Source organism: Candidatus Pelagibacter sp. HIMB109 (genome assembly GCF_052048155.1).
Lineage (GTDB): Bacteria > Pseudomonadota > Alphaproteobacteria > Pelagibacterales > Pelagibacteraceae > HIMB114.
Map to the genome: position 1 here is coordinate 50,022 of NZ_JBNAIK010000005.1, position 26,393 is coordinate 76,414.

26 protein-coding genes are annotated in these 26,393 nt (G+C 29.8%); 18 read left to right on the plus strand and 8 right to left on the minus strand.

From position 1 onward, the window contains the following. The first annotated feature begins 9 nt into the window (after positions 1-9). A complete protein-coding gene (locus tag ACTTAQ_RS04245) occupies positions 10-1,320 on the plus strand; it encodes a dihydroorotase (RefSeq protein WP_440695836.1) in 1,311 nt (436 codons plus the stop codon). On the opposite strand, the gene ACTTAQ_RS04250 is transcribed toward ACTTAQ_RS04245, so the two are convergent. Then, positions 1,313-1,828, minus strand: a complete 516-nt coding sequence (locus ACTTAQ_RS04250) for a polyhydroxyalkanoate synthesis regulator DNA-binding domain-containing protein (protein ID WP_440695838.1) — start codon at positions 1,826-1,828, stop codon at positions 1,313-1,315. The genes ACTTAQ_RS04245 and ACTTAQ_RS04250 overlap by 8 nt on opposite strands. Next, complete coding sequence (locus ACTTAQ_RS04255) at positions 1,828-3,690, minus strand: PHA/PHB synthase family protein (protein WP_440695840.1); 1,863 nt, start codon at positions 3,688-3,690, stop codon at positions 1,828-1,830. Before ACTTAQ_RS04255 ends, ACTTAQ_RS04250 begins: the two co-directional genes overlap by 1 nt. 219 nt (positions 3,691-3,909) lie before the next feature. Here ACTTAQ_RS04255 and ACTTAQ_RS04260 point away from each other — a divergent pair, with 219 nt between their 5' ends. The 3 genes from ACTTAQ_RS04260 to ACTTAQ_RS04270 all read left to right on the plus strand — a co-directional run bounded on the left by ACTTAQ_RS04260 (position 3,910) and on the right by ACTTAQ_RS04270 (position 6,416). Continuing rightward, positions 3,910-4,377, plus strand: coding sequence for a phasin family protein (locus ACTTAQ_RS04260; RefSeq protein WP_051040688.1), 468 nt, complete (start codon positions 3,910-3,912; stop codon positions 4,375-4,377). A 91-nt stretch (positions 4,378-4,468) separates the two neighbouring features. Further along, entirely contained in the window at positions 4,469-5,197 is a 729-nt protein-coding gene (phbB, locus tag ACTTAQ_RS04265; RefSeq protein WP_440695843.1) for an acetoacetyl-CoA reductase, read from the plus strand. 19 nt (positions 5,198-5,216) lie between these two features. After that, entirely contained in the window at positions 5,217-6,416 is a 1,200-nt protein-coding gene (locus ACTTAQ_RS04270; protein ID WP_009360437.1) for an acetyl-CoA C-acetyltransferase, read from the plus strand. Here ACTTAQ_RS04270 and ACTTAQ_RS04275 read toward each other — a convergent pair whose 3' ends face one another. Together ACTTAQ_RS04275 and ACTTAQ_RS04280 are read right to left on the minus strand one after the other, a co-directional pair. Beyond that, positions 6,417-8,303 (minus strand): propionyl-CoA synthetase, encoded by a 1,887-nt coding sequence (locus ACTTAQ_RS04275; protein WP_440695845.1) that lies wholly within the window; start codon positions 8,301-8,303, stop codon positions 6,417-6,419. A gap of 81 nt (positions 8,304-8,384) precedes the next feature. Beyond that, positions 8,385-9,338: an enolase C-terminal domain-like protein gene (locus ACTTAQ_RS04280; protein ID WP_440695847.1), complete on the minus strand. Its 954-nt coding sequence runs from the start codon at positions 9,336-9,338 to the stop codon at positions 8,385-8,387. Positions 9,339-9,374: 36 nt separating this feature from the next. Between ACTTAQ_RS04280 and ACTTAQ_RS04285 the strand changes: the two genes are divergently transcribed. The 5 genes from ACTTAQ_RS04285 to ACTTAQ_RS04305 all read left to right on the plus strand — a co-directional run bounded on the left by ACTTAQ_RS04285 (position 9,375) and on the right by ACTTAQ_RS04305 (position 12,892). Next, positions 9,375-9,695, plus strand: coding sequence for a 2Fe-2S iron-sulfur cluster-binding protein (locus ACTTAQ_RS04285; RefSeq protein ID WP_440695849.1), 321 nt, complete (start codon positions 9,375-9,377; stop codon positions 9,693-9,695). Then, entirely contained in the window at positions 9,696-10,715 is a 1,020-nt protein-coding gene (locus tag ACTTAQ_RS04290; protein WP_440695851.1) for an NAD(P)/FAD-dependent oxidoreductase, read from the plus strand. It begins immediately after the preceding gene. Then, a complete protein-coding gene (locus ACTTAQ_RS04295) occupies positions 10,712-11,080 on the plus strand; it encodes a bactofilin family protein (protein ID WP_440695853.1) in 369 nt (122 codons plus the stop codon). The genes ACTTAQ_RS04290 and ACTTAQ_RS04295 overlap by 4 nt, the downstream gene beginning before the upstream one ends. A 131-nt stretch (positions 11,081-11,211) precedes the next feature. Continuing rightward, entirely contained in the window at positions 11,212-11,616 is a 405-nt protein-coding gene (locus ACTTAQ_RS04300) for a LexA family protein (RefSeq protein ID WP_440695854.1), read from the plus strand. Continuing rightward, entirely contained in the window at positions 11,591-12,892 is a 1,302-nt protein-coding gene (locus ACTTAQ_RS04305) for a Y-family DNA polymerase (RefSeq protein ID WP_440695856.1), read from the plus strand. Before ACTTAQ_RS04300 ends, ACTTAQ_RS04305 begins: the two co-directional genes overlap by 26 nt. Here the strand turns inward: ACTTAQ_RS04305 and ACTTAQ_RS04310 are convergent. Then, entirely contained in the window at positions 12,869-13,738 is an 870-nt protein-coding gene (locus tag ACTTAQ_RS04310; RefSeq protein WP_440695858.1) for a glycosyltransferase family 2 protein, read from the minus strand. The genes ACTTAQ_RS04305 and ACTTAQ_RS04310 overlap by 24 nt on opposite strands. Next, positions 13,735-15,054, minus strand: coding sequence for a glycosyltransferase family 39 protein (locus ACTTAQ_RS04315; RefSeq protein WP_440695860.1), 1,320 nt, complete (start codon positions 15,052-15,054; stop codon positions 13,735-13,737). Before ACTTAQ_RS04315 ends, ACTTAQ_RS04310 begins: the two co-directional genes overlap by 4 nt. Positions 15,055-15,129: 75 nt before the next feature. On the opposite strand from ACTTAQ_RS04315, the gene dksA reads away from it, so the two are divergent. Then, positions 15,130-15,546, plus strand: coding sequence for an RNA polymerase-binding protein DksA (dksA, locus tag ACTTAQ_RS04320; protein WP_009360427.1), 417 nt, complete (start codon positions 15,130-15,132; stop codon positions 15,544-15,546). Here dksA and ACTTAQ_RS04325 read toward each other — a convergent pair. Continuing rightward, positions 15,543-16,169: a glutathione S-transferase family protein gene (locus tag ACTTAQ_RS04325; RefSeq protein WP_440695862.1), complete on the minus strand. Its 627-nt coding sequence runs from the start codon at positions 16,167-16,169 to the stop codon at positions 15,543-15,545. The two genes, dksA and ACTTAQ_RS04325, sit on opposite strands and share 4 nt — an antisense overlap. Before the next feature lie 48 nt (positions 16,170-16,217). Here ACTTAQ_RS04325 and ACTTAQ_RS04330 point away from each other — a divergent pair, with 48 nt between their 5' ends. The 4 genes from ACTTAQ_RS04330 to alaS all read left to right on the plus strand — a co-directional run bounded on the left by ACTTAQ_RS04330 (position 16,218) and on the right by alaS (position 22,149). Next, entirely contained in the window at positions 16,218-16,808 is a 591-nt protein-coding gene (locus ACTTAQ_RS04330; protein ID WP_440695864.1) for a 2-hydroxychromene-2-carboxylate isomerase, read from the plus strand. Continuing rightward, entirely contained in the window at positions 16,805-18,139 is a 1,335-nt protein-coding gene (locus ACTTAQ_RS04335) for a TolC family protein (protein WP_440695866.1), read from the plus strand. The genes ACTTAQ_RS04330 and ACTTAQ_RS04335 overlap by 4 nt, the downstream gene beginning before the upstream one ends. Before the next feature lie 108 nt (positions 18,140-18,247). Further along, the gene (recA, locus tag ACTTAQ_RS04340; RefSeq protein WP_440695868.1) at positions 18,248-19,378 is read left to right on the plus strand and encodes a recombinase RecA; all 1,131 of its coding nucleotides are present in this window, start codon (positions 18,248-18,250) and stop codon (positions 19,376-19,378) included. Between the two features lie 92 nt (positions 19,379-19,470). Next, positions 19,471-22,149 (plus strand): alanine--tRNA ligase, encoded by a 2,679-nt coding sequence (alaS, locus tag ACTTAQ_RS04345; protein WP_440695869.1) that lies wholly within the window; start codon positions 19,471-19,473, stop codon positions 22,147-22,149. On the opposite strand, the gene ACTTAQ_RS04350 is transcribed toward alaS, so the two are convergent. Beyond that, on the minus strand, positions 22,146-23,360 hold the full coding sequence (locus tag ACTTAQ_RS04350; protein ID WP_009360421.1) for an NADP-dependent isocitrate dehydrogenase: 1,215 nt from the start codon (positions 23,358-23,360) through the stop codon (positions 22,146-22,148). The two genes, alaS and ACTTAQ_RS04350, sit on opposite strands and share 4 nt — an antisense overlap. Positions 23,361-23,412: 52 nt before the next feature. Here ACTTAQ_RS04350 and ACTTAQ_RS04355 point away from each other — a divergent pair, with 52 nt between their 5' ends. The 4 genes from ACTTAQ_RS04355 to ACTTAQ_RS04370 are packed head-to-tail and all read left to right on the plus strand — an operon-like array spanning position 23,413 to position 26,351. Beyond that, positions 23,413-24,087: a phosphatidylserine decarboxylase gene (locus tag ACTTAQ_RS04355; protein WP_440695871.1), complete on the plus strand. Its 675-nt coding sequence runs from the start codon at positions 23,413-23,415 to the stop codon at positions 24,085-24,087. After that, positions 24,088-24,828: a CDP-diacylglycerol--serine O-phosphatidyltransferase gene (gene pssA / locus ACTTAQ_RS04360; RefSeq protein WP_440695873.1), complete on the plus strand. Its 741-nt coding sequence runs from the start codon at positions 24,088-24,090 to the stop codon at positions 24,826-24,828. Continuing rightward, on the plus strand, positions 24,818-25,741 hold the full coding sequence (locus ACTTAQ_RS04365; RefSeq protein ID WP_440695875.1) for a glycosyltransferase: 924 nt from the start codon (positions 24,818-24,820) through the stop codon (positions 25,739-25,741). The genes pssA and ACTTAQ_RS04365 overlap by 11 nt, the downstream gene beginning before the upstream one ends. Next, entirely contained in the window at positions 25,734-26,351 is a 618-nt protein-coding gene (locus ACTTAQ_RS04370) for an SAM-dependent methyltransferase (RefSeq protein ID WP_440695877.1), read from the plus strand. Before ACTTAQ_RS04365 ends, ACTTAQ_RS04370 begins: the two co-directional genes overlap by 8 nt. The last annotated feature ends 42 nt before the right edge of the window (positions 26,352-26,393 follow it).

Consider the following 26,393-nt stretch of genomic DNA (forward strand, 5'->3'; position numbering starts at 1 on the left):
ACTTTTATTATGTCATTATTATTAAAAAATGGTCAAGTTTGCTACAATGATGAGCTTCAAAACTTAGATATTTTAATTGAAGATAATAAGATTAAAAAAATAGATAAGAATATTCCAGATGGTCCACATGAAGTAAAAGATTGTGCAGGTCTTACAATTTTTCCTGGTTTTATCGACACTCATGTGCATTTTAGAGAACCTGGCCATCCCAAAAAAGAAACTTTAGAGAGCGGGAGTAGAGCGGCTGTGATAGGCGGCATTACTGGAATATTTGAGATGCCAAATACCTCTCCAATAACAGATAATCTAGATGCGCTTAATGATAAGCTATCAAGAGCAAAAGATAATATGCATTGTAATTATGCATTTTATTTTGGGGCTACTAACGAAAATTCAGACAAATTAGATTTTTTAAAAGGCTTTGATGGATGCTGCGGAGTCAAAATGTTTGTTGGTTCTTCAACTGGTGATCTTTTGGTTAAAGACGATTTTTATATTGAGCAAGTTATTAAAAACTCACCAAGAATAGTATCTATTCATTCTGAAGATGAAGATATGCTCATGTCGAGAAAAAGTACAATTGAAGAGGGTAATGTTAAATCGCATTATAAATGGAGAAGTGTTGATTGTGCGGTTTCATCTACAAAAAAATTAATAGAACTTTCAAATAAATATAAAAAAAACATTCATATTTTACATATAACAACTAAAGATGAAGTTGATTATGTAAGAGATAAAAAACCAACGCAAACAACTTTAGAAACAACACCGCAACATTTATCTTTATATGCGCCGGATATCTATGATCAGCTAGATACTTTTGCACAAATCAACCCTCCCATAAGAACCAAAGAACATAGTGATGGAATATGGAAAGGGGTAAAAGATAATTTGATTAGCATCATTGGTTCTGACCATTCTCCTCATACGATTGAGGAAAAAAAACAACCTTATCCAAAAAGCCCGTCTGGTATGCCAGGTACACAGACTATAGGATTAATAATGACTGATTATTTTTTAAAAGGTAAAATTAATTTAAAAAAATTAGTTGAACTTTTGTGCATTAACCCTTGTAAAATTTTTGGCATTAAAAATAGAGGAGCACTTGAGGTTGGTCATATTGCAGATTTAACAATTTATAAACTTAACCAAAAATTTACTATAAAGGATGAATGGATAGAAAGTAATTGTGGCTGGACTCCATTTAATGGAACTAATATTGATGTCTCTCCCTTTGGAACAATTATTGGTGGAAAAATTGTAGTTTGGAATCAGGAACTAATTCTAAAAAGCTCTGGAAAGCCTTATAGTTTTAATTAACTTTTTCTTTATTTAATTTGTTGATTTCAGATTTTAGCTCATCAATTTGATTAGCTAATTCTGATATTTCATTTTCTTTTGATGTATTATTTTCAGCAGGAGGAGTCTCCTTAGCATCATTATTACTTGAATTATTATTAAAGTAAGCTTGGAAATCAAAAGGATTAAATTTCATAATATTTTGAAAGCCATTATTAAAAAATTTATTTGCATCAGCAAAATTCATTACGTTACTTAAAAAACCAAACATCTCTGATGATCTATCATTCTCATAAAACAGAATAATTTGTTTTAAAAATTCCTCAGGAATTAAGTTTGTACCAGTAGTTTCTCTTTCTAAAACGATTTGAGTTAAAATACTTGAAGTAATATCTTTTTTAGATTCAACATCCTTAATTTTAAATTGCTTTCCTTGTTTGATTAAAGAAACGATATCCTCTTGAGTAATATAAGAGCTAGTTTCAGTATTATATAATCTTCTGTTTGAGTATTTTTTTATTTCAATCATTATTTTTCTAACACGTATTTTCCAGGAGCTTTATATAGCTCTTTCAAATTATTTAAATTGATTTCATTAATATTTTTTAAATCACCAGAATATTGTTTTAACCAATCAGTCCATTTAGGCCACCATGATCCCTCAACTCTTTTTGAATTTTCTAACCATTTTTCTGAGTCTTTTTCAATTTTACTATTTTCAAAATAATATTGCTTGCCAGGTTTCGCACCTTTTCCTTGTATAATACCAGCAATATGACCTGAGTTTGCTAGAGTGAATTCAATATTACTTTTGTATTGAGACAAACCCATGAATACAGATTTCCAAGGAGCAATATGATCATCAGTAGTTGCAACATGAAACATTGGAGTAGAAATTTTAGACATATCTAAAATGTTTCCATCAAAATTATATTGTTTTTTAACTAATAAGTTATTTAAGTACATTGATCTTAAATAATCACTATGTAGAACTTCTGGTATTCTAGTAGAGTCACTATTCCAATATAACATGTCAAATGCCGTAGGCTGATTTCCTTTTAAATAATTATTAATTACATAATTCCAGTACAGGTCACCAGGTCTCATAAAATTAAAGCATGCTGCCATATCTTTACCATCAAAGTAACCTTTGCCTTTCATTTGCTTTTCAATCATTTCGATTTGCTCTTCACTAATAAAAACACCAAGATCACCCGGCTCAGTAAAGTCGACAAGGCTTGTGAAGAATGTTGATGATAAAATTTTATATTTATTATTTTTTTGATTTGCCAAGTGAGCAAGAACCATTGATGTTAATGTTCCGCCAACACAGTAAGATGCAGCGTTTGCGCCATCTGATCCTGTTTCTTTGCAAACAAGCTCTAAAGCTTTTAGCACACCATCATTTATATATTCATTAAAACCAAAGTCTTTACTATCTGCTTTTGGATTTTTCCAAGAGATTAAGAATGTATTCTGATTTTTTTCTAGTAAATATTTGATCATAGATTTTTTTTCATTCAAATCCATGATGTAAAACTTATTGATAAATGGAGGGATAATAAGTATTGGTTTTTCAAACTGTTGCTTAGTCTCTGGAGAATAATGAATTAATTCAAAAACATTATTTTTAAAAATTACTGATCCTTTAGTATTTGCAATATTATCACCCACAGTGAACTCCTCGGCTGTTTGGGAAATAAACATTTTATTTGGATGTTTTAGATAATCTTTTCTAAAATTCTCAAAACCTCTTACTAAATTTTGAGCACCTTCTTTTATAGTTTGGTTTAATACTTCTGGGTTAGTTGCAACAAAATTTGTTGGTGAAAAAGCTGCATTTATTTGGTTGGTATAAAATTTAATTAATTTTTTTTGTTTTGGATCAATATGTTCTAATGAATCTACAATACTATCCATCATACGAGAAGTAAGAAGATAAAACTGTTTTATAAAATCAAAGAAAATATTTTCAGACCACTCTGGAGTTGAAAATCTTTTATCTGTTTTATCGGGTACTGCTATTGGATCAGCAGGTTTATTAGATAAACGCGAAATAAAATAAAAATTTAAAGAAGTTATTTCTTGGATCCATTTATTAATATTTTGGTAATAAGCATCTGGCTTAGTTGTCATTTTACTTGAAATATCAAATAAAGAATTTGTGATCTTTGTTGTAGTAGGGTTAATTAAATTTAATAAATCTACCGGGGTAAAATTATTTTTATTTTTGTCGTTCTTTTTATCATTCTGATCACCTTTTTTTGGCTCAGACATATTGTTAATAAAATTATTATAAATTTTTAAGTTGTTTTCAAATATGTCGTTTAACTGATCAAAATTTGGTGCCTGAATTTTTGTAAAATCCGTTGTATTATTTTCTTTTTTCATTTTTTACTTTCTTAAGGTTAAAAGCATTTAAATAGCTTTTATTAGCAAATGCAATATATTCTTTTACATTGCAATATATTATTTTGCTACGCACATAAAAATAAATCAATAAAATCAATAATTTATAATATATAAGTTTTTTATCTATTGAAATATTGCGCATCGCAATATATATAACCTTCAGTTATGAACGATAACACTAAATATAAGGAGAACAATATGTTCAACGCTAACAATCCATTTGAAATGTTTGATTTTCAAAAAGTATTATCAGCAACAAAATTACCAAATGTAGATGTAAATTCTGCAAACTACATTGATGCTCAAAAGAAAACTCTTGAAGCAGTTGCTGGTGCATCTAAAGCTGTTTTCGAAGGTGTAAACGCTTTCGCAAGCAAACAAGTAGAAATTCTTAATACTGCTATCTCTAGCGCAAAAGAAGCTACTACTGAAGTTGCAAAAGGTAATACTCAAGACCAAGCAGCTAAATCAATTGAATTAGTAAAAAAAGCAATCGTAGAAGCACAAAAAAACGTTGCTGAATTATCTAAAATCAATGAAAAAACTGCTAACGAAGCATACCAAATTCTAAATACTAGATTTTTAGATGGTTTAACTGAGCTTAAAAAAGTTGTTTCTGAAGAAACTGCTAAAGCTACTGTTAAAGCTGAAACTACTAAAAACTAATTTTAGTACTTATCTACAAGGTTAGGTTTCTCCCCCAGATTTTATATCTAACCTTGTAGTAATTTAAGAAAGTAATATAAGCGTCTTCACAATGACAAATAGATTAGCACTAGTAACAGGCGGTACAAGAGGAATTGGTGCTGCAATTTCTAAAAAATTAAAAGATGACGGATATGAAGTTGTTGCAAGTTATATTGGAACACCAGAAGGTCCAAATGAATTTTCTAAAGAAACTGGAATTAAAGTTATAAAATTCGATGTTTCTTATTATGAAGATTGCGTTAAAGCAATTAAACAAATTGAAGAAGAGTCTGGAAAGACGATCGATATTTTAGTTAATAATGCAGGTATAACAAAGGATAAATTTTTACATAAGATGTCCGTAGAAGAATGGAATGCTGTAATTAATATTAATTTAAACTCAATGTTTAATGTAACAAGAAATGTTATTGAAAACATGAGAGCAAAAAAATTTGGTAGAATTGTTTCTATTAGTTCTATTAACGGTGTTAAGGGGCAAATGGGACAATCAAATTACTCAGCTGCAAAAGCTGGTATCATAGGTTTTACGAAAGCTGTTGCACAAGAAAATGCAAACAAAGGTGTTACTGTTAATGCTATTGCACCTGGTTATGTTGGAACAGATATGGTTAAAAAAATTGATCCAAAAATATTAGAAAGTATCGTAGCTCAAATTCCCGTTGGAAGATTGGCTGATCCAAAAGAAATTGCTTCACTAGTAAGTTACCTATGTAGTGATGAAGCAGCTTTTATGACTGGTGCAACTTTAAATATTAATGGTGGTCAACATTATCAATAATTTAATTAGGAGAAAATGAATGTCAGATAAAACTAATATCGTAATTACAAGTGCTTTTAGAACTGCAATCGGATCTTTTGGTGGTTCTTTGGCGTCACAAACCGCACCTCAACTTGGAGCAGAAGTTATTAAAAGGTGTATGAACCACTCTCACTTAAAAGCAGATGATGTTGATATGGTTTACATGGGCCAAGTGTTAACAACTGGCGCTGGACAAAACCCAGCAAGACAAGCGGCTATCCACGCAGGAATTTCAAAAGATAAAACTGCAACAACAATTAATCAGGTGTGTGGATCAGGATTAGCCTCAGTTGCTCTAGCATATAACTCATTATTATGTGGTGATGGAAAAGTTATGGTTGCTGGTGGTCAAGAAAGTATGAGTAACGCTCCGCACTTTGCAAATTTAAGAAATGGCATCAAAATGGGTCCTGGCACTTTAACAGATAGTATGATCGTTGATGGTTTATGGGATGCTTATAATAATTATCATATGGGCATTACTGCTGAAAATGTTGCTGAAAAATATAAAATTTCTAGAGAAGATCAGGATACTTTTGCATCATCATCTCAACGAAAAGCAACAGAAGCAATTAATGAAAAGAAATTTAAAGATGAAATTGTTCCAATCAAAGTAAAAATTAAAAAACAAGAAAAAACATTTGATACAGATGAATATCCAAAATCAGATACAACAGTTGATAAATTATCTCAATTAAGACCTGCGTTTAAGAAGGATGGTACAGTTACTGCCGGTAACGCTTCTGGAATTAATGATGGCGCTGCTGCAGTTGTATTAATGACTGCTGAAGAAGCAAAGAAAAGAAAAATTGAACCTTTAGCCAGAATAGTTTCTTGGGCACAATGTGGAGTGGATCCATCAATCATGGGCACTGGTCCAATACCGGCTTCAAAAAAAGCTTTAGAAAAAGCTGGTTGGGGTGAAGACCAAGTCGACTTAGTCGAAGCTAATGAAGCATTTGCGGCACAAGCAATTTCAGTAAATAAAGAGCTTGGTTTTACTGCTGATAAAATAAATGTAAATGGTGGTGCGATTGCTCTTGGACATCCAATCGGTGCATCTGGTGCTAGAATTCTTGTATCTTTAATTCATGAGATGCAAAAAAGAAAAGTTAAAAAAGGTTTAGCAACTCTTTGTATTGGTGGTGGTATGGGTATCGCTATGTGTATTGAGAGAGACTTTTTAAATCACAAATAATTATAAGATCTTAGCAACCATAAGAGAGTCTTTGATTTCATCCAGAATTGCTGGATCATCGATTGTTGCTGGCATTTTATATTCTTCTTTGTCTGCAATTTTTCTCATTGTCCCTCTTAACACTTTTCCAGATCTAGTTTTTGGAAGTCTTTTGATTACAATTGCATTTTTAAAGGCTGCAACTGGTCCTATCTTTTCTCTAATCATTTTTACACATTCTTTTTGAATATCTTCTGGTGTTTTTATAACGCCTGCTTTTAACACTACCAATCCAACTGGCATTTGGCCTTTGAGTTTATCTGCTATTCCAATAACTGCACATTCTGCAACATCAGGATGTTCAGATAGAACTTCTTCCATAGAACCCGTTGATAATCTGTGTCCTGCAACATTAATAATGTCATCAGTTCTAGACATAATCCAAACATAACCATCCTCATCAATATGACCCGCATCATAAGTTTGGTAATATCCAGAATAAGTAGTCATATAATTTTCTTCATATCTTTTGTCTGCATTCCAAAGTGTTGGAAAAGTACTTGGTGGCAAAGGAAGCTTAACACAAATATCTCCCATCTCTCCAGGTTTAGCCTCACTACCATCTTCTTTTAAAACTTTAACATCATAACCAGGAGCTGGTTTACCTGCAGAACCATATTTTGTTGGAAACAATCCAAGTCCTTTAAAATTTCCTGCAATGGTCCAACTTGTTTCAGTTTGCCACCAATGATCAATTACGGGTTTTTTTAATAAACCTTCTGCCCAGTGAATTGTATCAGGATCAGCTCTTTCACCTGCAAGATATAATGCTTCAAATTTTGATAGATCGTATTTTTTAAAATATTCTCCATTAGGGTCTTCTTTTTTAATAGCTCGAAAAGCTGTAGGAGCAGTAAATAGTGTTTTAACTTTGTATTCAGAAATTATTCTCCAAAAAGCACCTGGATCTGGAGTTCCAACTGGTTTTCCTTCAAAGATTACTGTTGTGCATCCATGAAATAAAGGACCATACACAATATAGGAATGACCAACGATCCAACCTATATCACTTGCAGACCACCAAATATCTCCAGGATTGATGTCATAAACATTTTTCATTGTCCATTTAAGACCTACAATATGTCCACCAATGTCTCTTAGTATTCCTTTGGGAACGCCTGTTGTTCCAGAAGTATACAAAATGTAAGCAGGATCATTTGCATCACACTCAACACATTCTGCTTTATTAGCTCCGCTTATAAATTCATTCCAGTCAACATCATCTTTTCCAATTTCACATTTGCTCTGTTCTCTTTGAAAAATAACTGTTTTTTCAACTTTGTGTTTTGCAATTTTTTTTGCGCCGTCTAGTAAAGGTTTATATTCAACTGTTCTTCCAGGCTCCAAACCACATGAAGCAGACAAAATCATTTTTGCTTTTGAGTCATCAATTCGACTTGCTAATTCACTTGAAGCAAAACCACCAAAAACTACAGAGTGAACCGCGCCAATTCTTCCACACGCTAGCATGGCCATGACTGCTTCTGGTATCATTGGCATATAAATAATTATTCGGTCGCCTTTTTGTATCCCAGATCTTTGAAGTGCACCGGCAAGTTCTGCGGTTTTATCTCTAAGTTCTAAATATGAAAATTTCTTTTTAGTATTTGTCATTGCACTATCATAAATTAGCGCAGTACGTTCTCCATTACCTTCATCGACATGACGATCTAAAGCATTGTAACAAGTATTAATTTTTCCGCCTTTAAACCATCTATAGAAAGGAGGCTTTTCACAGTGCACTACCTTGTCATATTTTTTTATCCATTTGACATCATCAGCAGCTTGTGACCAAAATTCTTCAGGATTTGATAACGAGTGATTAAAAGTTTCTTGATATTTGCTCAATTTATTTCCCCCAATATATTGTAGTAAAACTATATTTTAAAATCAAATAAAAGAGATCATTTTTTTTACATTGCAACATGATCAATACCCATAATTAAATGATTTATTGTAAATCAAATTATCTTTTTTATAGATTAATCCATTTTTATAATCTTTGGTTAAGAACATAGCCCCATCTAGATCAAGCAAATTAGAATACTTGGCAAATCTTAAGGACGGAATAATAGATAAAGAACTGCTTACCATGCATCCTAGAAATATTTTCAATTTATTTTTTTTTGCAAATTTAATGGCTTTTAAAACATTAGTTTCACTGCCAAATTTATCTGGTTTGATATTAACCCAGCTATAATTTTTTTTAATTTTTTTAAATTGTTTATTGAAATGAAAACTTTCATCAGCACATAAATGTAAACCAGTTTTTATTAAATGATCTTTTCCTGATTTAACTGGCTGTTCTATAAAAAGAATATTATATTTTTTTATCCTAAGTTCATTTTTTTTTAAAAAAGATAATGACCATCCTTCATTTGCATCGATGATGATTTTGCTTTTTGGTGAGTATTTTTTTATAATATCTAAATAATTAAAAATATTTTTTTCATTTAATTTAATTTTTAATATTTTGACATTTTTATATTTTTTGACTTCATTTATAAATTTTTTTTCTTTAAATATAGGTATTGTAACTGCAGTTTTGTATCTAGTTTTTTTTAAATATTGTTTAAAAGATATTTTTTTTTCTTTTAAATTTAAATCAAAGTAAGCATTAGATATGGCGTTGCTGAGTGATAATATTTTTACTGATTTTAAATTATTTACATTTTTTTTTTGTTTTAATAAATTTTTAATTTTTATTACATTATCCCCATATCTTTTGTAAGGAACACATTCTCCACGGCCTATTAAACCATTTTTTTTAATATTAATTTCTATTGTATTAATGGACGACTTGCTTCCTCTAGAAATCCTAAATTGGTTCTTAAGATCAAATTTTTTATCTTTGTATTCAATTAAGCAGTTTTTGTACTTCATTGTTGTTTTCTATTTATCAATGAATATAAGGTTCTTATGCCAAAAGTCACATATATAGAGCACAATGGAAAAGAGCATCAAGTAGACGTTGAAAATGGCCTTTCAATCATGGAAGGCGCCGTTCAAAACGGAATTCCTGGTATTGATGCAGATTGTGGGGGAGCGTGCGCATGTGCTACTTGCCATGTTTATGTTAAAGAAGAATGGTTAGATAAATTATCTGAACAAAGTGAAAGTGAAAAAGACATGTTAGATTTTGCTTTTGAAACAAAAAGTAATAGCAGACTAAGCTGTCAATTAATGTTGGAAGATAAACATGACGGAATTATTGTTAATCTTCCAGAGAAACAAGGTTAGATGATTAAAACAGATGCAGTCATTGTTGGTGCAGGACCAGTTGGACTATTTGCAGTCTTTGAATTAGGTATCCTTGGATTGAATGCTCATGTTATTGATAATTTAGATAGAGCAGGCGGTCAATGTATTGAGCTTTATCCTGACAAGCCAATTTATGATATCCCAGCTATGCCAGAATGCACTGGTGAAAGCTTAACGAAAAATTTATTAAAACAAATTAAACCCTTTAAAACAAATTTTCATTTAAATCAGAGAGTTGAAAAGTTAGAAAAGAAAACTAATCATTGGTTGGTAACCACAAGTGATCAAGTTCAATTTGAAACCCCGAATATTATTATAGCAGCAGGCGTTGGTTCGTTTGAGCCAAGAAAACCTCCTATAAAAAATATAGAAAAATTTGAAAAAACCAATTTATTTTATGCAGTTAAAGATAAAACTAAGTTTAAAGATCAAACAGTATGCATTTTTGGCGGAGGAGACTCTGCATTAGATTGGACTGTTGAACTTTCTAAAATTGCAAAAAAAATTATTTTAATTCATAGAAGAGAAGAATTTAGAGCAGCTCAACATACTGTTAATCTTGCTAAAGATCTTGAGAAAAAAGAAAAAGTTGAAATTTTAACTTGTTATCAGCCAATAGATTTTCAAGGTAATGAAAAGATAGAAAAAGTTATAATCAAGCATGACAATGGAGACCAAAAAGAATTAAACATAGATAGTGTTTTAGCTTTTTTTGGTTTAAAGATGGAACTTGGTCCAATTGCAAATTGGGGCCTTGATCTTGAAGCTAAATCTTTAAAAGTTAATACCAAAAATTTTGAAACTAATGAAAAAGGGATATTTGCTATTGGCGATATATGCACTTATCCAGGTAAATTAAAACTTATTTTAAGTGGTTTTCATGAAGGGGCGTTATGTGCTCAAGAATGTTTTAAAAGAGCAAAGCCTGATGAAAAATATGTTTTTAGGTTTACAACCTCATCAAGCGATATACAAAAGAGGTTAGGAGTTAAAGAGTGATCAACTTTATTAAATCTTTATTTTACTCAAAAGATACAAAAGAAGTTAATATTATTTTCCCCAACAAAGCTAATATTTTTAACTGTAATGCTGATGTTGAATTTGACGGTACTTTATTTTTTAACGGAACTGTAAATGGAAATTTAACATGCAAGTTTCTTAAGGTTGGACCAAACTCTTTAGTTGCTGGAAACATTAATTCAGACTGGGTTTTTGTTTTAGGTGAAGTTAAAGGTGATATTATTGCCAATAGAGTTGCAATAGGCCCATCCGCAAAGGTTCATGGTAAAATTTCTTATAACTCTATAAGTATTGAACCTGGCGCAACTATTCTTGGAAACTACTTCAAAAGAAAAGCTTCATAATTTTTATCCACATTTAGTTATTACTTGGGTTTAAATGTTCCCTATTTGATTCCGGTCTGATTCAGCTCTGGACTCAAAATACAACCTATAATTTAGTTGAAATATTTGTAAAAAAAGAACAAAATAAGAACATGAAAATTCATGAAAAGTTACCAATTATTCTTCAAAAAGTGTGCGCTGGATTTCCTTCTCCTGCAACAGACTACTTGGAGGATGAAATAAATCTTAATGAAGAGTTAATTTCAAACAAAGCATCAACTTTCTTAATAAGAGTTTCAGGCTATTCAATGGTTGAAGATCATATTTATGACGGAGATGTGTTAATCGTCGATAAAAGCCTTAATGTTAAACACAACTCAGTTGCAGTTCTTAATTATCAAGGGCAACTTGTAGTTAAAAAAATTGTTAAAAAAAATAATAAATTTTTTCTAATTTCTAAATTAGGTAATCATAGCCATTTTATTGAAATCACCGAAGATAATGAAACTCAAGTTTGGGGAATAGTAACTTATGTCATACATAAAGTTAAAAAATAAAAATTCAAAAAAAATAGCATTAGTTGATTGTAATTCATTTTATGTTTCTTGTGAAAGACTCTTTAATCCAAAAATAAATAAACTTCCTGTTGTTGTTTTATCTAATAATGATGGTTGTGTTATATCAAGATCAGTAGAGGCAAAAAAAATAGGAATAAAGATGGGAGAGCCTTATTTTAAAGTTAAGCATTTAATTAAATCTCATAAAGTCCAGGTATTTTCCTCTAACTATGCATTGTACGGAGATATTTCAAGAAGAGTAATGTATGTTCTAAAAAAGTTTTGCCCAACAATTGAAATATATTCGATTGATGAAGCTTTTTTAGATTTAAGTTTAATAAAAGATGAAGATCTAGAAAATTTTATTAGTGAATTAAGATCCGTGATATTAAAATGGACAGGTATCCCTGTAAGTATTGGTGTTGCAAAAACAAAAACATTATCAAAAGTTGCAAATCATATTGCAAAAAAAGAAAAAATAGGAATTAAAAGTTTTATTTTGAATAACGAAAAAGAAATTGATGACTTATTAAAAAATTTTCCAATTGAAGATATTTGGGGAGTGGGTAGAAAAATATCTAAATTGTATAAAAGTAATAATATTAAAAGCGCTTATGATTTAAAAGATGCAAGTAATGGATGGATAAAAAAAAATACAAATGTTCTCGGTTTGAAAACAGTTATGGAGTTAAGAGGGGTAAATTGTGTAGAATTCGAATCTAATTCAAATCCAAGAAAAAATTGTTGTGTATCAAGATCGTTTGGAAAAAAAGTATTAGATTACGACACATTAAAAGAGTCTATCGTTGCACATTGTTTAAATGCTGCAGAAAAAATTAGAGTTGATAGACAAGTTGTAAAATCAGTAGTTGTTTTTATAAGAAACAGTCCTTTTGATAAGAATGAGAAATTTTTTTCTAGATCTAAAAAAGTAGATTTACCAATACCAACTGATGATAGTATTTTGTTAACAAAAGTTTGTATTCAGTCTTTAAATGAAATTTTTTTAAAAGGTCCTCGTTATCAAAAAGCTGGTGTAATTTTTTCAGGATTATCAAGAAAAGGAAAATATGATGAAGGTTTATTTTCATATGAAAAGAAAGAAAAGTCCCTAAGTTTGATGAAAGCAATTGATAAAACAAATTTTAAATTTGGAAGAAATATGATTACAGTAGCGGATACTGGATTTTGTAACAACTGGAGAATGAGAAGGGGGCATTCTTCAAAAATTGATACTTCTAGTTATGATTTCTTACCGACTATAAATATCAGATAGGCTTTTAATATTATTAAGACAATTATTTAATTTTTTAATATCATCATCTAAAGCCAAACAAATAATAAAGAATAAGAATACCCAACCACCTAAAGATAGTATTAAAAAATAGTATGAATAATAATAAGCTAGTAAACCAAACATAAGAATTACAATCACAACACGAATAAAAATGGTTTCTCTAAAAACTGTCGAAATTCTTAAAGAATGCAAAATAAGCCCTAAAATACTCATTTTTGAAGGACCAAAATACCTTATGCCCCTGATAGAATCTATAGTTTCATAAGATGGGAAAATTTTAGCCAGAGCTCCAGAAAAACTTAACCATACAGATCCACTGGACAAAATTTTAGAAACAGCACTTTTAGATAAACATGTGTAGTTACCAAACTTAATTAACTTTCCAGTGATAAGATTTGTGAAAATTTTGTGAACAGAGTAAAAAAATTTAAATAGCAATCCTTCACTTCTTTTAATTCGGATAGCAGTAATAACTTCAGGTTGAGTGTCTTCAACTTTGTTAAAAAATTCTTTAAGCTCTACTGGTCGATCTTCCCCATCGCCATCCATAGGAATGATGTAATCATATTCTAAATTTTCTTGGCAGTATTTAAGTCCTGTTGCAATCGCTTTTCGGTGGCCGCTGTTTTTTATAAGATTAATTATTTTTATAGAATTGATTTTTAAAAAATTTTTCTCATTATTATCTAGATTTTCTGTTGAAGCATCGTTTACAATTAAAATATCAACTGTTTCATTATGAATTTGTAAATCAATATTATTAATTAACTTAAAAACAGACCGCCAATCATTAAAAACAGGAATTAAAATAATATATTTTTTCATTTATTAAAGAGATTATTATTTAAAGATCCAAATTTTATATCATTATTTTTTAATAGAACGTTAAATCTTATTCTGTCGGCACCTGCAATTACTATACATTTTGGTCTGGGTGTAAGTTGGTAACAAAGATTACCGGCAATCCATTCATTACCTGAAATAGATATAATTTTTTTATAATCTTTAAAATAATTATAAATCGATAAAGTCTTTTTAAAAATTTTTAAATTTTCCTTTCCTTGAAAATCAGTTCTTTTATTAGTTTGAGAAATTGAAATATATCCATACAAAAATGGAGAAAGCAAAAATAGGAAAAGGAAAGTATAATTGAAAGCTTTGAGATTATTAAAATTTATATTGTTTTGAAAAAGATAAATTAATAAAGTTCCAAGAAATAAGTAAAAAGGTGTCATCCACATTGTTCTAATTTTTGCACCCATTATAGCAGATGTTAATAATATAAAAAAAATTGGTATTATCGTAATAGAAAGTAAATATAAAAAGTTTTGATCTTTGAAAAAAAAGTTGGTTTTAAAACTTTTTGTTAAAATAAAAAGCATAATGAAAAAAGGAACTAAAATTCCAATTTGCTTACCTACAAATGTTAATGGTAAAATAATATGATCAAGGTAGCTTTTGATTTCTCCCGTTCTTTTTAAACCATATGTAATTGTAATATAATTATTTTCAGTAAGCCAAATTAGATGGGGGGTTAGAATTAATAAAAAAATAATTCCTGGAATGATATAATTAATTTTAAAATTATTCTTTCTTACATAAAAAATATAAAAGATTTTTACTCCAATTAATAAATAGATAAAAAGATATTTAGATAAAAAACCAAGCGCAGCAACAATTCCAAGAATAATGTAATCTTTTGCAAGGTTATCTTTTAGGCATTTATAAGCATAGTAACCGGTCATTGCCCAGAACGGCAACATACATATATTCACGTTGAATTCTGGAGTAGTAAAGTTATAAAAATAAATCCCCTCTAACAGCAAAACAGATAACAGCGCGTGTTTTTCAGTATTAAGAATTTCTTTTGATAATTTAAACACAAAGTAGAAAGCGGTTATCACGAATAATTGACTCAAAAGGTAATAAGCCCAATCTTGTGGTCCAAAAATTTGATAAAATATTTCAACTGCTAAAGCACTTAAAGGAGGGTGTTTGTTAAAACCCCAATCTAAATTACTTCCCCAAGCTAGTGCCTCAATTGTATCTAGAGGTAAATTGTGATTTGTAATACTTGGTATTAGCGTCCAAACTGCCAAATGTGTGAGTAAAAAATAGTGAAATAGTCTATTAATTGCCATTATTTAGTTTTTATAATTATTCATATTAATTGACACTAAAAATATGAAACATATATTCCTTCGATTAAATTAAATATGCCAACAAAAATTTCAAAAACTTACGTACCTTCAGCTAAAGAAAAGTATATGTGCGCTAAACATAAAGCTTTTTTTAGAAAAGCTCTTGCTGAATGGAAAAACGATTTAATAGAACAGAATAATAGAATTATTTTTGGCAACGATGATGACAATGCAGCTTCTGCAGATGTAGTGGATCAAGCAACATCTTTTACAAGCAAATCAGTTGAAATGAGAACTGTAAATCGTCATAAAAAACTTATGAAAAAAATAGATTCTGCTCTTCAGAAAATTGAAGATGGTACTTACGGATATTGTGAAGAGACAGGAGAAGAGATTGGTTTAAAAAGATTAATTGCCAGACCGATTGCAACAATGACGGTTGAGGCACAGGAAAGACACGAAAAACAAGAAAAAATTTTCGCTGACGATTAAGGTTTTGGAATAGTTTCACCTCTATTCATAAAATCATATCCTTTAATAACTGCTTTTCTTTTCGAAATTAATTCAAACCAACGTGTAAGATTTTTAAATTTTTTTAATCCAATATCATGAATTTCATGTCTAGCTACCCAAGGGAAAGTTGCAATATCAGCTATCGTATATTTTGAACATGCCAAATACTTTGATTTAGATAATCTTCTGTCTAGGTCTTTATATATCTGAGTTGAAATTCTTAAATATCTTTCTTCTCCAAATTTACTTTTTCCATGATTATAATGATGAAACTGGTGATGCTGCCCAAACATTGGACCTACGTATGCCATCTGAGCCATTAGCCATTGTAATATTTTTAACCTATCTTTTTTGTCGTAAAATTTTTTATATTTTTCTCCAAGATAAATAAGTATGGCACCAGATTCAAAAATTGTTTTTTTTGTTTTCAAATCTCTTAAAACTGGAATTTTGTTAAATGGACTAATTTTTGAAAATTTAGGACTAAATTGATCGCCTTTTAATATATTAATTTTAGTTACTTTATATTTTAGGTTTAATTCTTCTAATAAAATAGACACCTTTTTTCCATTGGGTGTATCGGCACTTAAGAGTTCAAACATAATTTTATATCCAATTTTAGTCAAAGGTATATATAGCAGAAAAATAATATGAAAATAAAATATTACTATAGTGTTGCTTCACCATTTTCTTTCTTAGCAATTGATAGGTTTATTAATTTAGTTAATAAAAAAAATATTGAAGTTGAAGAAATGCCTTTTGATCTTGTAGGTCAAGTTTTTCCAAATACTGGTGGAGTTCCAGTCCCAAAAAGACACCCATCAAGATTAAAATATCGTCTGGTTGAAATTGAAAGAATTGGAAAAAAATATGGAGTTAGCATTAATTCTCAACCAAAATTTTTTCCACCTTCTGATCCTCATTTACCTGCAAAATTTACAATAGCAGCAATTCAACTTGGAAATAAATTAAGCTTTGGAAAAGAATGTTTAAAATATTTATGGGCTAATGAAAAAGATATATCTGACAAAAAAGTTTTAGAAGAAATTTGTAATAATTTACAATTAAATTTTAACAAGGTTGAAGCATTAGCTAATAGTGAGAAAGTAGAAAAAATATATTCTGAAAATTCAAATAATGCGATTAAAGAAGATGTATTTGGCGCCCCCACCTATATCTATGAAGATGAGTTATACTGGGGTCAAGACAGGTTAGACTATTTAGAAGATAAAATTAAATGAAAATCTTAAAGCAGTTTTTAGTTTTTAATATAGTTTTTTTTATAATAGGTGGAGTTGCATCATCAGAGGATTTGTTTCAATCTTTAATTTCAACTTATATAAATAATAAAGAACTTAATTCTCAACGTGAAAAAGCCAAAGCAGTAAATGAAGAATTAATACAATCTTATGCAATATTAAAGCCTTCGATTACTGGAACTTTTTCTCAATCTGATGATTTAAATGAAGGGCAAAAAAATCAATCAGGCTCTTCGATTGCAGATAGCAATCTTCAAACAAAAAAGAAGGCAATAAAAGTTGAACAAAAAATATTACAAGGCATACCTAATATTTTAGCATCAAAAACTGATGTGAAGATATCAAGTAATGAACTTAAATTTGTTGAGCAAAATGTTCTACTCAAAGCTGTAACCGCTTATACTTCTGTTCTGGCCTCTAAGAAAAGATTAGATATCACCAGAGATAATCTCGATCTTGCTGACAAACAAGTCGAGTTAGATAAAAGTAGGTATGAAAGAGGTGCAATTAAATTATCTGATCTTGCACAATCTGAATCTTCTTTAGCAGATGCAAAAGCCAAATTTATTAGATCGGAAAATAATCTGGCAGTAGCTGAAAAAGACTATGAAAATATCATCGGATATTTACCAAAAAATTTAGAAACGATAAAAAATCTTGATTTAAATTTACCAAAAAGCTTAGAAGAAACTTTGGAATTGGCTTCTTTAAATAACCCTGAACTATTAATTTCAAAGCTTAACTTTGAAAAATCTAATTATTTATTAAAAGGGGCAGCAGAAAAATTTGCACCTAAAGCATCTGTTTCATTTGAAGTATCCGAGAATGAAGATGTTAGCTCTACTATAAGTGAGAGAGATCAATCTCAATTTGAAGCAAAAGTAGAAATCCCATTATATTCTGGAGGTAAAAATTACTCATTTTACCAGCAGAAAAAAGCTCTTAAAGTTAGTGCAGAGCTAGATTATCAAGATAAGCAAAATGAAACTAAAAAAAATGCAACTAATGTTTGGTCTGAATATCAGTTAAAAAAAAGCGAGTTAAATTTAGCTAAAGCACAATTGCAAGCAGCTGAGATTGCCTATGAGGGAATTGTTCAGGAGTATGAAAGTGGCACCAGAGACACTTTGGATGTGCTAAACTCTAGATCACTTTTATTAATAGCTAGACTTAATTTTATTGATGTTGAAAGAGATGAAATAACTTCAAGATTTAAACTGTTGCAAGTAACTGGGAATTTAACTTCTCTACATTTAAAACTTGAAACAAAACAAATTAATCCAAAAGCCAACTGGATTAGGCATATTTTTTAATTAAATATAATAAAATCAATAACTTATTTAAATTATTGTAAATGAGAACAAAATATGTACATTTTTTATATTGAGTCGTTTAAAAAAAATTAAACAAAAGGATGCACAATGACTAAAAGTAATTTGAAAGTGGTTAACAGCCCAAAAGAATTAGATAAAGATAAACAAAAAGCTCTAGAAGCAGCCATTGGTCAAATAGATCAAAATTTTGGAAAAGGTTCAGTAATGAAACTTGGTCAAAAAGACCAAGCATTAGATATTGAAGCTATTTCAACGGGTTCTTTAAGTTTAGATATTGCTTTGGGAATTGGCGGATTGCCAAAAAGTAGAATAGTGGAAATTTATGGTCCAGAATCATCTGGAAAAACTACTTTGGCTTTACAAGTAATTGCTGAGGCACAAAAGACAGGCGGAGTTTGTGCGTTTGTGGATGCTGAACATGCATTAGACCCAACATATGCAAGAAAATTGGGTGTAGATACTTCTGAATTATTAATATCTCAACCTGATACAGGGGAACAGGCGTTAGAAATTGCAGATACATTAGTTAGATCTGGCGCAGTATCAGTTTTAGTTGTTGATTCAGTTGCGGCCTTAACACCAAGAGCAGAATTAGAAGGTGACATGGGCGACACACATGTAGGTTTACAAGCAAGATTAATGAGTCAGGCTTTAAGAAAACTTACAGGTAGCATCTCTAAATCTAATACTATGGTTATCTTTATTAACCAAATTAGAATGAAGATTGGTGTAATGTTTGGAAGTCCAGAAACAACTGCAGGCGGTAATGCTCTTAAATTTTATTCATCTGTAAGAATGGATATAAGAAGAATTGGCGCCATTAAAGAAAAGGATGAGATTATTGGTAACCAAACAAGAGTAAAAGTTGTCAAAAATAAAGTTGCACCACCATTCAAAGTAGTAGAGTTCGATATAATGTATGGTGAAGGAATTAGTAAAATGGGTGAATTAATTGACCTAGGTGCTAAAGCAAATATTATCGAAAAAAGTGGTGCATGGTACTCTTATAAAGGAGAAAAGATTGGCCAAGGAAAAGAAAATGCAAAGCAGTATTTAAAAAACAATGTGAATATTGCAGCTGAAATTGAAATGGCAATTCGTGCAAATGCTGGCTTAATAAGTGAAAAGCTTGAAGGTAACCCTATTACTAAAGAAAAAACTGAAGAGGTTAGTGAAGTTACTGATAAAGCAAAATCAGCCGATAAGAAAAAAGATTAAATAATTAACCATCTCTTTAAGGCGCTATCTATAAATGATAGCGCCTTTTCCATTACTAGACATATACAGTAAAAGTTGTAATTATCTTAGAAATGAAAAAAACTCTAAGAGATACAAGAGAAACTTTTAAAAATTTTTTTGAAAAAAATGGTCACAAAGTAATAAGTTCTAGCCCACTTATTCCGCAAAATGATCCGACTTTAATGTTTTCAAACTCAGGTATGGTTCAATTTAAGAATGTTTTTACAGGTGTTGAAAAAAGAGATTATAATCGTGCTACTACTTCACAAAAATGCGTAAGGGCTGGTGGGAAACATAATGATCTTGAAAATGTCGGATATACACCAAGACACCACACTTTTTTCGAAATGTTAGGTAATTTTTCCTTTGGTGATTATTTTAAAGAACAAGCAATTGCATATGCTTGGGAACTAATAACTAAAGACTTTGCTCTACCAAAAAATAAATTATGTGTAACCGTGTTTTCAGAAGATCAGGAAGCATATGACTTATGGAAAAAAATTGCAGGTTTCAGTGAAGACAAAATAATTAAAATTCCTACATCTGATAATTTTTGGTCAATGGGAGAGACTGGACCGTGCGGACCATGTTCAGAAATTTTTTATGATCATGGTGAACATTTATTTGGAGGTCCTCCAGGTTCAAAAGATGAAGATGGTGATCGTTTTATTGAAATTTGGAATTTAGTTTTTATGCAATATGAGCAAATTTCAAAAGATAAACGAGTTAATTTACCAAAACCTTCTGTTGATACAGGTATGGGTTTAGAGAGGATGGCTGCAGTATTACAAGGAACTCACGATAATTATCAAATTGATTTGTTTAAAAAATTAGTTGATTTAAGTGCCGATATTACAAAAACACAAATTAACAACGATACCATTCCAAGTCATAGAGTAATTTCTGATCATTTAAGAGCTTCATGTTTTTTAATTGCAGATGGATTGATGCCATCAAACGAAGGTCGTGGGTATGTGCTACGAAGAATAATGAGAAGAGCAATGAGGCATGCAAATACTTTAGGTTCAAAAGATCATGTTCTGTCAAAAATGATAGATCATTTAATAAAAGAAATGTCTTCAGAGTATAACGAGTTAGATAGAGCTAAAGATTTAATCAAAGAAACTATTATAAATGAAGAAGAAAAATTTCAATCAATGCTATCGAATGGAATGAAAATTATACATGATGAAAAAAATAAAATTAAAAACAATACATTAAGTGGAGAGGTTGCGTTTAAATTATATGATACCTATGGCTTCCCATTAGATTTAACTGAAGATTATTTCAAACCTTTAAAAATAAAAGTTGATACGGAAAAGTTTAATCAATTAATGGAAAAACGAAAACAAGAAGCTAGAAAATCTTGGAAAGGTTCTGGTTCAGATTCAATTGATAAGATATGGTTTGATCTAAAAGATAGGTATGGCTCAACAGAATTTGTAGGTTATAGTTCAGAAAAAACTGAAGCAAAAGTTAATTCAATAGTAAATCAAGATGGAGAAGAAATTTTAAAAGCTAAAGAGAAAGAAAAAATAAACATAATAACAAATCAAACTTGTTTTTATGCAGAGTCTGGTGGTCAAGTTGGTGACAAGGGAGTAATTAAAACTGAAACAGGAATTGTTGAAGTAGAAGATACGCAAAAATTCTTCGGCTCATTGTTTATTCATATTGGTTTTGTAAAAGAAGGGTACATTGAGAAAAATCAAGACTCTTATTTAGAAATAAATCTTGAAAGAAGAGAAAATATTAAATCAAATCATTCGGCAACACATTTACTTCATGCAGCTTTGAGGGAAGAATTGGGTAACCATGTTGCTCAAAGAGGTTCTTATGTTGGTCCTGATCGTTTAAGATTTGATTTTAGTCATTCAAAACAAATAAACTCTGAACAACAAAAAAAAATAAATTCTAGAGTAAATCATTTTATAAATAAAAATAATAAAGTGGTTACAAGGTTAATGTCTCCAGAAAAAGCAATTAAAGAAGGAGCAATGGCACTATTCGGTGAAAAATATGGTGAAGAAGTTCGTGTTGTATCTATGGGGGAAGATAATGACAAAATATTTTCGCTAGAACTTTGTGGTGGCACTCATGTTGAAAATACTGGAAAAATTGGACAATTTTCAATTATAAATGAAAGTTCTATAGCCTCAGGTGTTAGACGTATTGAAGCTTTAAGAGGCGATGAATTAAAAACTTACTTGGAAAACAAAAATCAATCTCAACAAGAGAATTTAAAGAAAAATAAGTTAAAATTTGAGGAGATTATTAGTCAAATTAAAAATTTAAAAGGCGATTATAAAAATTTTTCAAAATACCAAAATGAAAAACAAATTAATGAAGCTATAAATTATTTAAATAAACTTAGAGCCAAAAACATATTAGATGATAAAAATAAAAATATCGTTACCTCAAGTTCTAAAAATGGAATTGAGGTAATTAATCAAATATTAATTGGACTATCTTCAAAAGATATAAGAGGTTTAGTTGACCAGGGAACAAAAACAAAAGATAATACAATTATATTTATTATTTCTCTGGAAGATCAAAAAACTTCAATTGGCGTAGGTATTTCTCAAAATTTAATAGACAGATATGATGCTGCAAATTTTGCAAAAAAAATATCTATTTATCTTGGTGGAAAAGGTGGCGGTGGAAGAAGAGATTTTGCGCAAGCAGGTGGTGGATCTTCTACGTTAGAAAAAGCTAAAGAAGCCTTAAATAAAATATCTGAGGAAATTTAATTTAATTTTTTTTGAAGGTTTTTATCTAATGCTTCAAGAAATTGATTTGTAGTTAAAAACTTTGAATTTTTGTCTATTAAAATTGCAAGATCTTTTGTCATCTCACCGTTTTCTACAGTCTCAATACAAACTTCTTCAAGTGCATTTGCAAATTTAGTTAATTCTTCATTTCCATCTAATTTACCTCTATGCAACAAACCTCGTGTCCAAGCAAAAATAGATGCAATTGGGTTAGTAGATGTTTCTTTACCTTGTTGATGCTGTCTATAGTGACGTGTTACTGTACCGTGAGCTGCTTCTGATTCTACTGTTTTACCATCTGGAGTCATCAAAACACTAGTCATTAATCCTAAAGAACCATAACCTTGAGCAACAGTATCACATTGAACATCGCCATCATAATTTTTACACGCCCAAACAAATTTTCCTGACCACTTTAATGCACACGCAACCATGTCGTCTATCAATCTATGTTCGTAAGTTAAATTATTTTTCTCAAATTCTGATTTAAATTCTTTATCAAATACTTCTTGGAATATATCCCTGAACCTTCCATCGTAAGCTTTTAAAATTGTATTTTTTGTCGACATATAAACCGGCCATTTTCTTTGGAGACCGTAATTCATCGAAGCTCTTGCAAAATCTTTAATTGAGTCATCAAGGTTGTACATTGAAAGTGCGATTCCAGATGAAGGGAAGTTAAATACTTCATGTTCAATATTTTGAGAGCCATCTTCTGATTCCCACTTTACGGTTAATTTTCCCTTTCCAGGTACTTTAAAATCTGTTGCCCTGTATTGATCGCCAAACGCGTGTCTTCCTATTACAATTGGACTTGTCCAATGTGGAACTAATCTTGGAACGTTTTTACAAATAATTGGCTCTCTAAAAATTGTACCACCTAAAATATTTCTTATCGTACCATTTGGAGACTTCCACATTTTTTTTAATTTGAATTCTTCAACTCTATCTTCATCTGGAGTAATAGTTGCACATTTTACACCTACATTATACTTTTGTATTGCTTTAGCGCAGTCAACTGTAATTTGATCATCTGTTTTATCCCTACTTTCCATTCCCAGGTCATAATATTTTAAATCTATATCTAGATACGGTAGAATTAATTTTTCCTTAATAAATGACCATATTATTCTAGTCATTTCGTCTCCATCTAACTCTACTACAGGATTTTTAACTTTGATTTTTGCCATTTTTGTTAATAAAAAGTGGCTTATATACAAATTAAAAAATCAATCAATCATAATGTTCGATATTTTATTACCAAAATTACATAAAGAAGGACAAAAATTTTTAACAATAAGTTTAGTAATTACATTTATATTTTTATTGTTTTCAAAGTTTTTAGGTTTGATTGGAATTGTAATATCAATCTGGGTATTTTATTTTTTTCGAGATCCAGAAAGATTTCCAATTCAAGATAACAATTTTTTATTAGCTTCGGCTGATGGTATGATTTGTCAGATCGAAGAAGGTGTGAACGGTCCAGTAGAATTTTCTTTAGAGAATGAAAAATTTACAAAAGTTAGTATTTTTATGAATGTTTTTAATTGTCATGTAAATAGATTTCCAATTGATTGCAAGGTAGATGAAGTATTTTATAAACCTGGTCAGTACTTAAATGCCTCATTTGATGATGCCAGTCTAAAAAATGAAAGAAATTTAATTAAAATAACCTCCACTAGTAATGATAATATTATCCTTGCACAAGTTGCAGGTTTAGTTGCCAGAAGGATAGTTTCTTATTGCAATAGTAATGATGAATATAAGCAAGGACAAAGTTTTGGTATTATTAGATTTGGAAGCAGAGTTGATATGTTCTTTTCTGATCAATTTAGAATTTTAGTTAAAAAAGGGCAAACAGTAGTTGGTGGAGAAACACTGATAGCTGGCAGAAAGACATTAACCGTTAAAGCTTAAATGAAAAAAATAGATTTTAGAGTAGCTTTGCCTAATCTAATTACTATTTTAGGTTTATGCTTAGGCTTAAATTCTTTAAAGCATGCTTTCGAAGGTGATTTTGAAAAAGCACTAATTTTTGTAGTGCTAGCATCTATTCTTGATGCATTAGACGGTAGAATTGCAAGATTAATAAAAGGTACTTCTAAATTTGGAGCTGAAATGGACTCTCTTACTGATTTTGTTAATTTTGGTGTTTGTCCAGGAATTATTCTGTATTTATGGATTTTGAGCAGTTTTGGATTCTATGGTTGGTTAGTTTCTTTAATCTTCGTAGTTGCCTGCTGTTTAAGACTTGCAAGATTTAATTTAGATATTAGTGAAAAAATTGAAAAAAATAACTGGAAAGTAAACTTTTTTACTGGAGTTCCAGCTCCAGCTGCAGCTGGTTTAGCTTTATTGCCAATGATAATTAGTTTCTCAAATTTTAAGCAGACTCTTCAAATGGAACCAATAGTAATTTTGGTTATTGTAATACTAGTATCTTTTTTAATGATTAGCAAAATACCAACTTATGCGGTTAAACAAATTAAAATTTCAAGGAGTGTTTTTATTTTGATTGCAATGAGTACCGTATTATTTTTTGGTTTTTTATTTAAAAATACTTTTGAGACACTTACTGTAATTGGGTTTATTTATTTATTTTCTATACCCGTAAGTTTAATTCACTATTTAAACCTCAATAAAAGATATGAAAAATAAAACAGTAATAATTAGTCTGTCTGATGAAAAATATTTTCACTTATTGAATGAACTAATAGACTCCATAAAAAGTTTTAATCAGAGTAGCGAAGTAGATATATGTATCTTGGATGCAGGAATGAATGATGGTCAGTTAGAAATATTAAAATCAAAGGTTATAGAAATAAAAAAAGCAGAATGGGATATAGCGGTACCAGATAGTAAAATAAAAAATAGAGAGTGGCTGAAAAGTCAAATAAGTAGAGCGTTTTTGCCAAAATATTTTCCTGATTATGAGAACTATATTTGGATAGATTCTGATGCTTGGGTTAATGATTGGGTTGCTATAGATTTATTAATCAGAGGGTGTGAACAAAAAAGTTTAGCTATTACTCAGACAATTGCACCAGGTTATAAAGATGTAGGTAAGGTAAAATGGTTTTTAGGTAGTTTTGCTATAGTTAAAACACAAAATTTTAAACACGCCATACGATCTGGTTTCGATTATAAAATTGCAAGAAAAATAGCGTTTGCACCTCATTTAAATATTGGTGTTTTTTCTATGAAAGGAAATAGTAAAGGTTGGAATTTATGGCAAAAAAATTTAAAAAAAGCTTTATCAAAAGGTCGGATTTTTGGCTCAGAAGGTCTAGCCATAAATATAAGCGTTTATGTTGATGGATTAGATACAGAATTTTTACCAAATTCTTGTAATTGGATTGCAAGTCACCTTTTGCCTAAGTATGATGAAAAGTATTCAGTATTTGTAGAGCCCAATTTACCAAATAATAAAATAGGAATTTTGCATTTAGCGGGTGGAATTTATAATGAAAAAAATATTGATTTAAGAGATGATAAAAATATCAAAATTAATATTTTAACAATAAATAATAAAACTTTATTAAAGAGTTTAAGGTTTTCATCTATTGGTTAAATTTAAAAAAAAAAGCTTAAGCGGAAGTTCAAAAAGATGGATACAAAGACATCATAATGACGATCTGGTCAATAAAGCAAGAAAATTAGGTTATAGATCAAGGGCAATATTCAAGCTTGAAGAAATAAATAACAAACTTCAATTTTTAAATAAAAATAAAAATATACTAGATCTTGGAGCTGCACCCGGTAGTTGGTCACAATATTTATCAAAACAAGGTTTTAAAAATATAGTAGCCGTTGATGTTTTGGAAATGAATAATGTATCTAATGTTAAATTTATTTTAGGAGATTTTACAAATGAGGATATAAAAAAAAAAATTTTTAGAGAATTTAAAAAAATAGATATTATAATTTCTGATATAGCAACAAACACTACAGGCAATAAAAAATTAGATTCTTTTAAAACAAATTCTATTTGTTTAGATGTTCTTGATTTTGCTACCAATAACCTTGGAAATGATGGATATGTACTTGCTAAATATTTTAACGGAGAGCTTGACAAAGATATAATTGAATTTTCTCGTAACAATTTTAGTAAAAATAAAATTATTAAACCTAAATCTAGTAGAAAAGACTCCAAAGAGATGTATGTTTTTGCTCAAAAATAGAAAGAAGTAAGTGTTTGACAAAAAAATTCAAATATCATAATT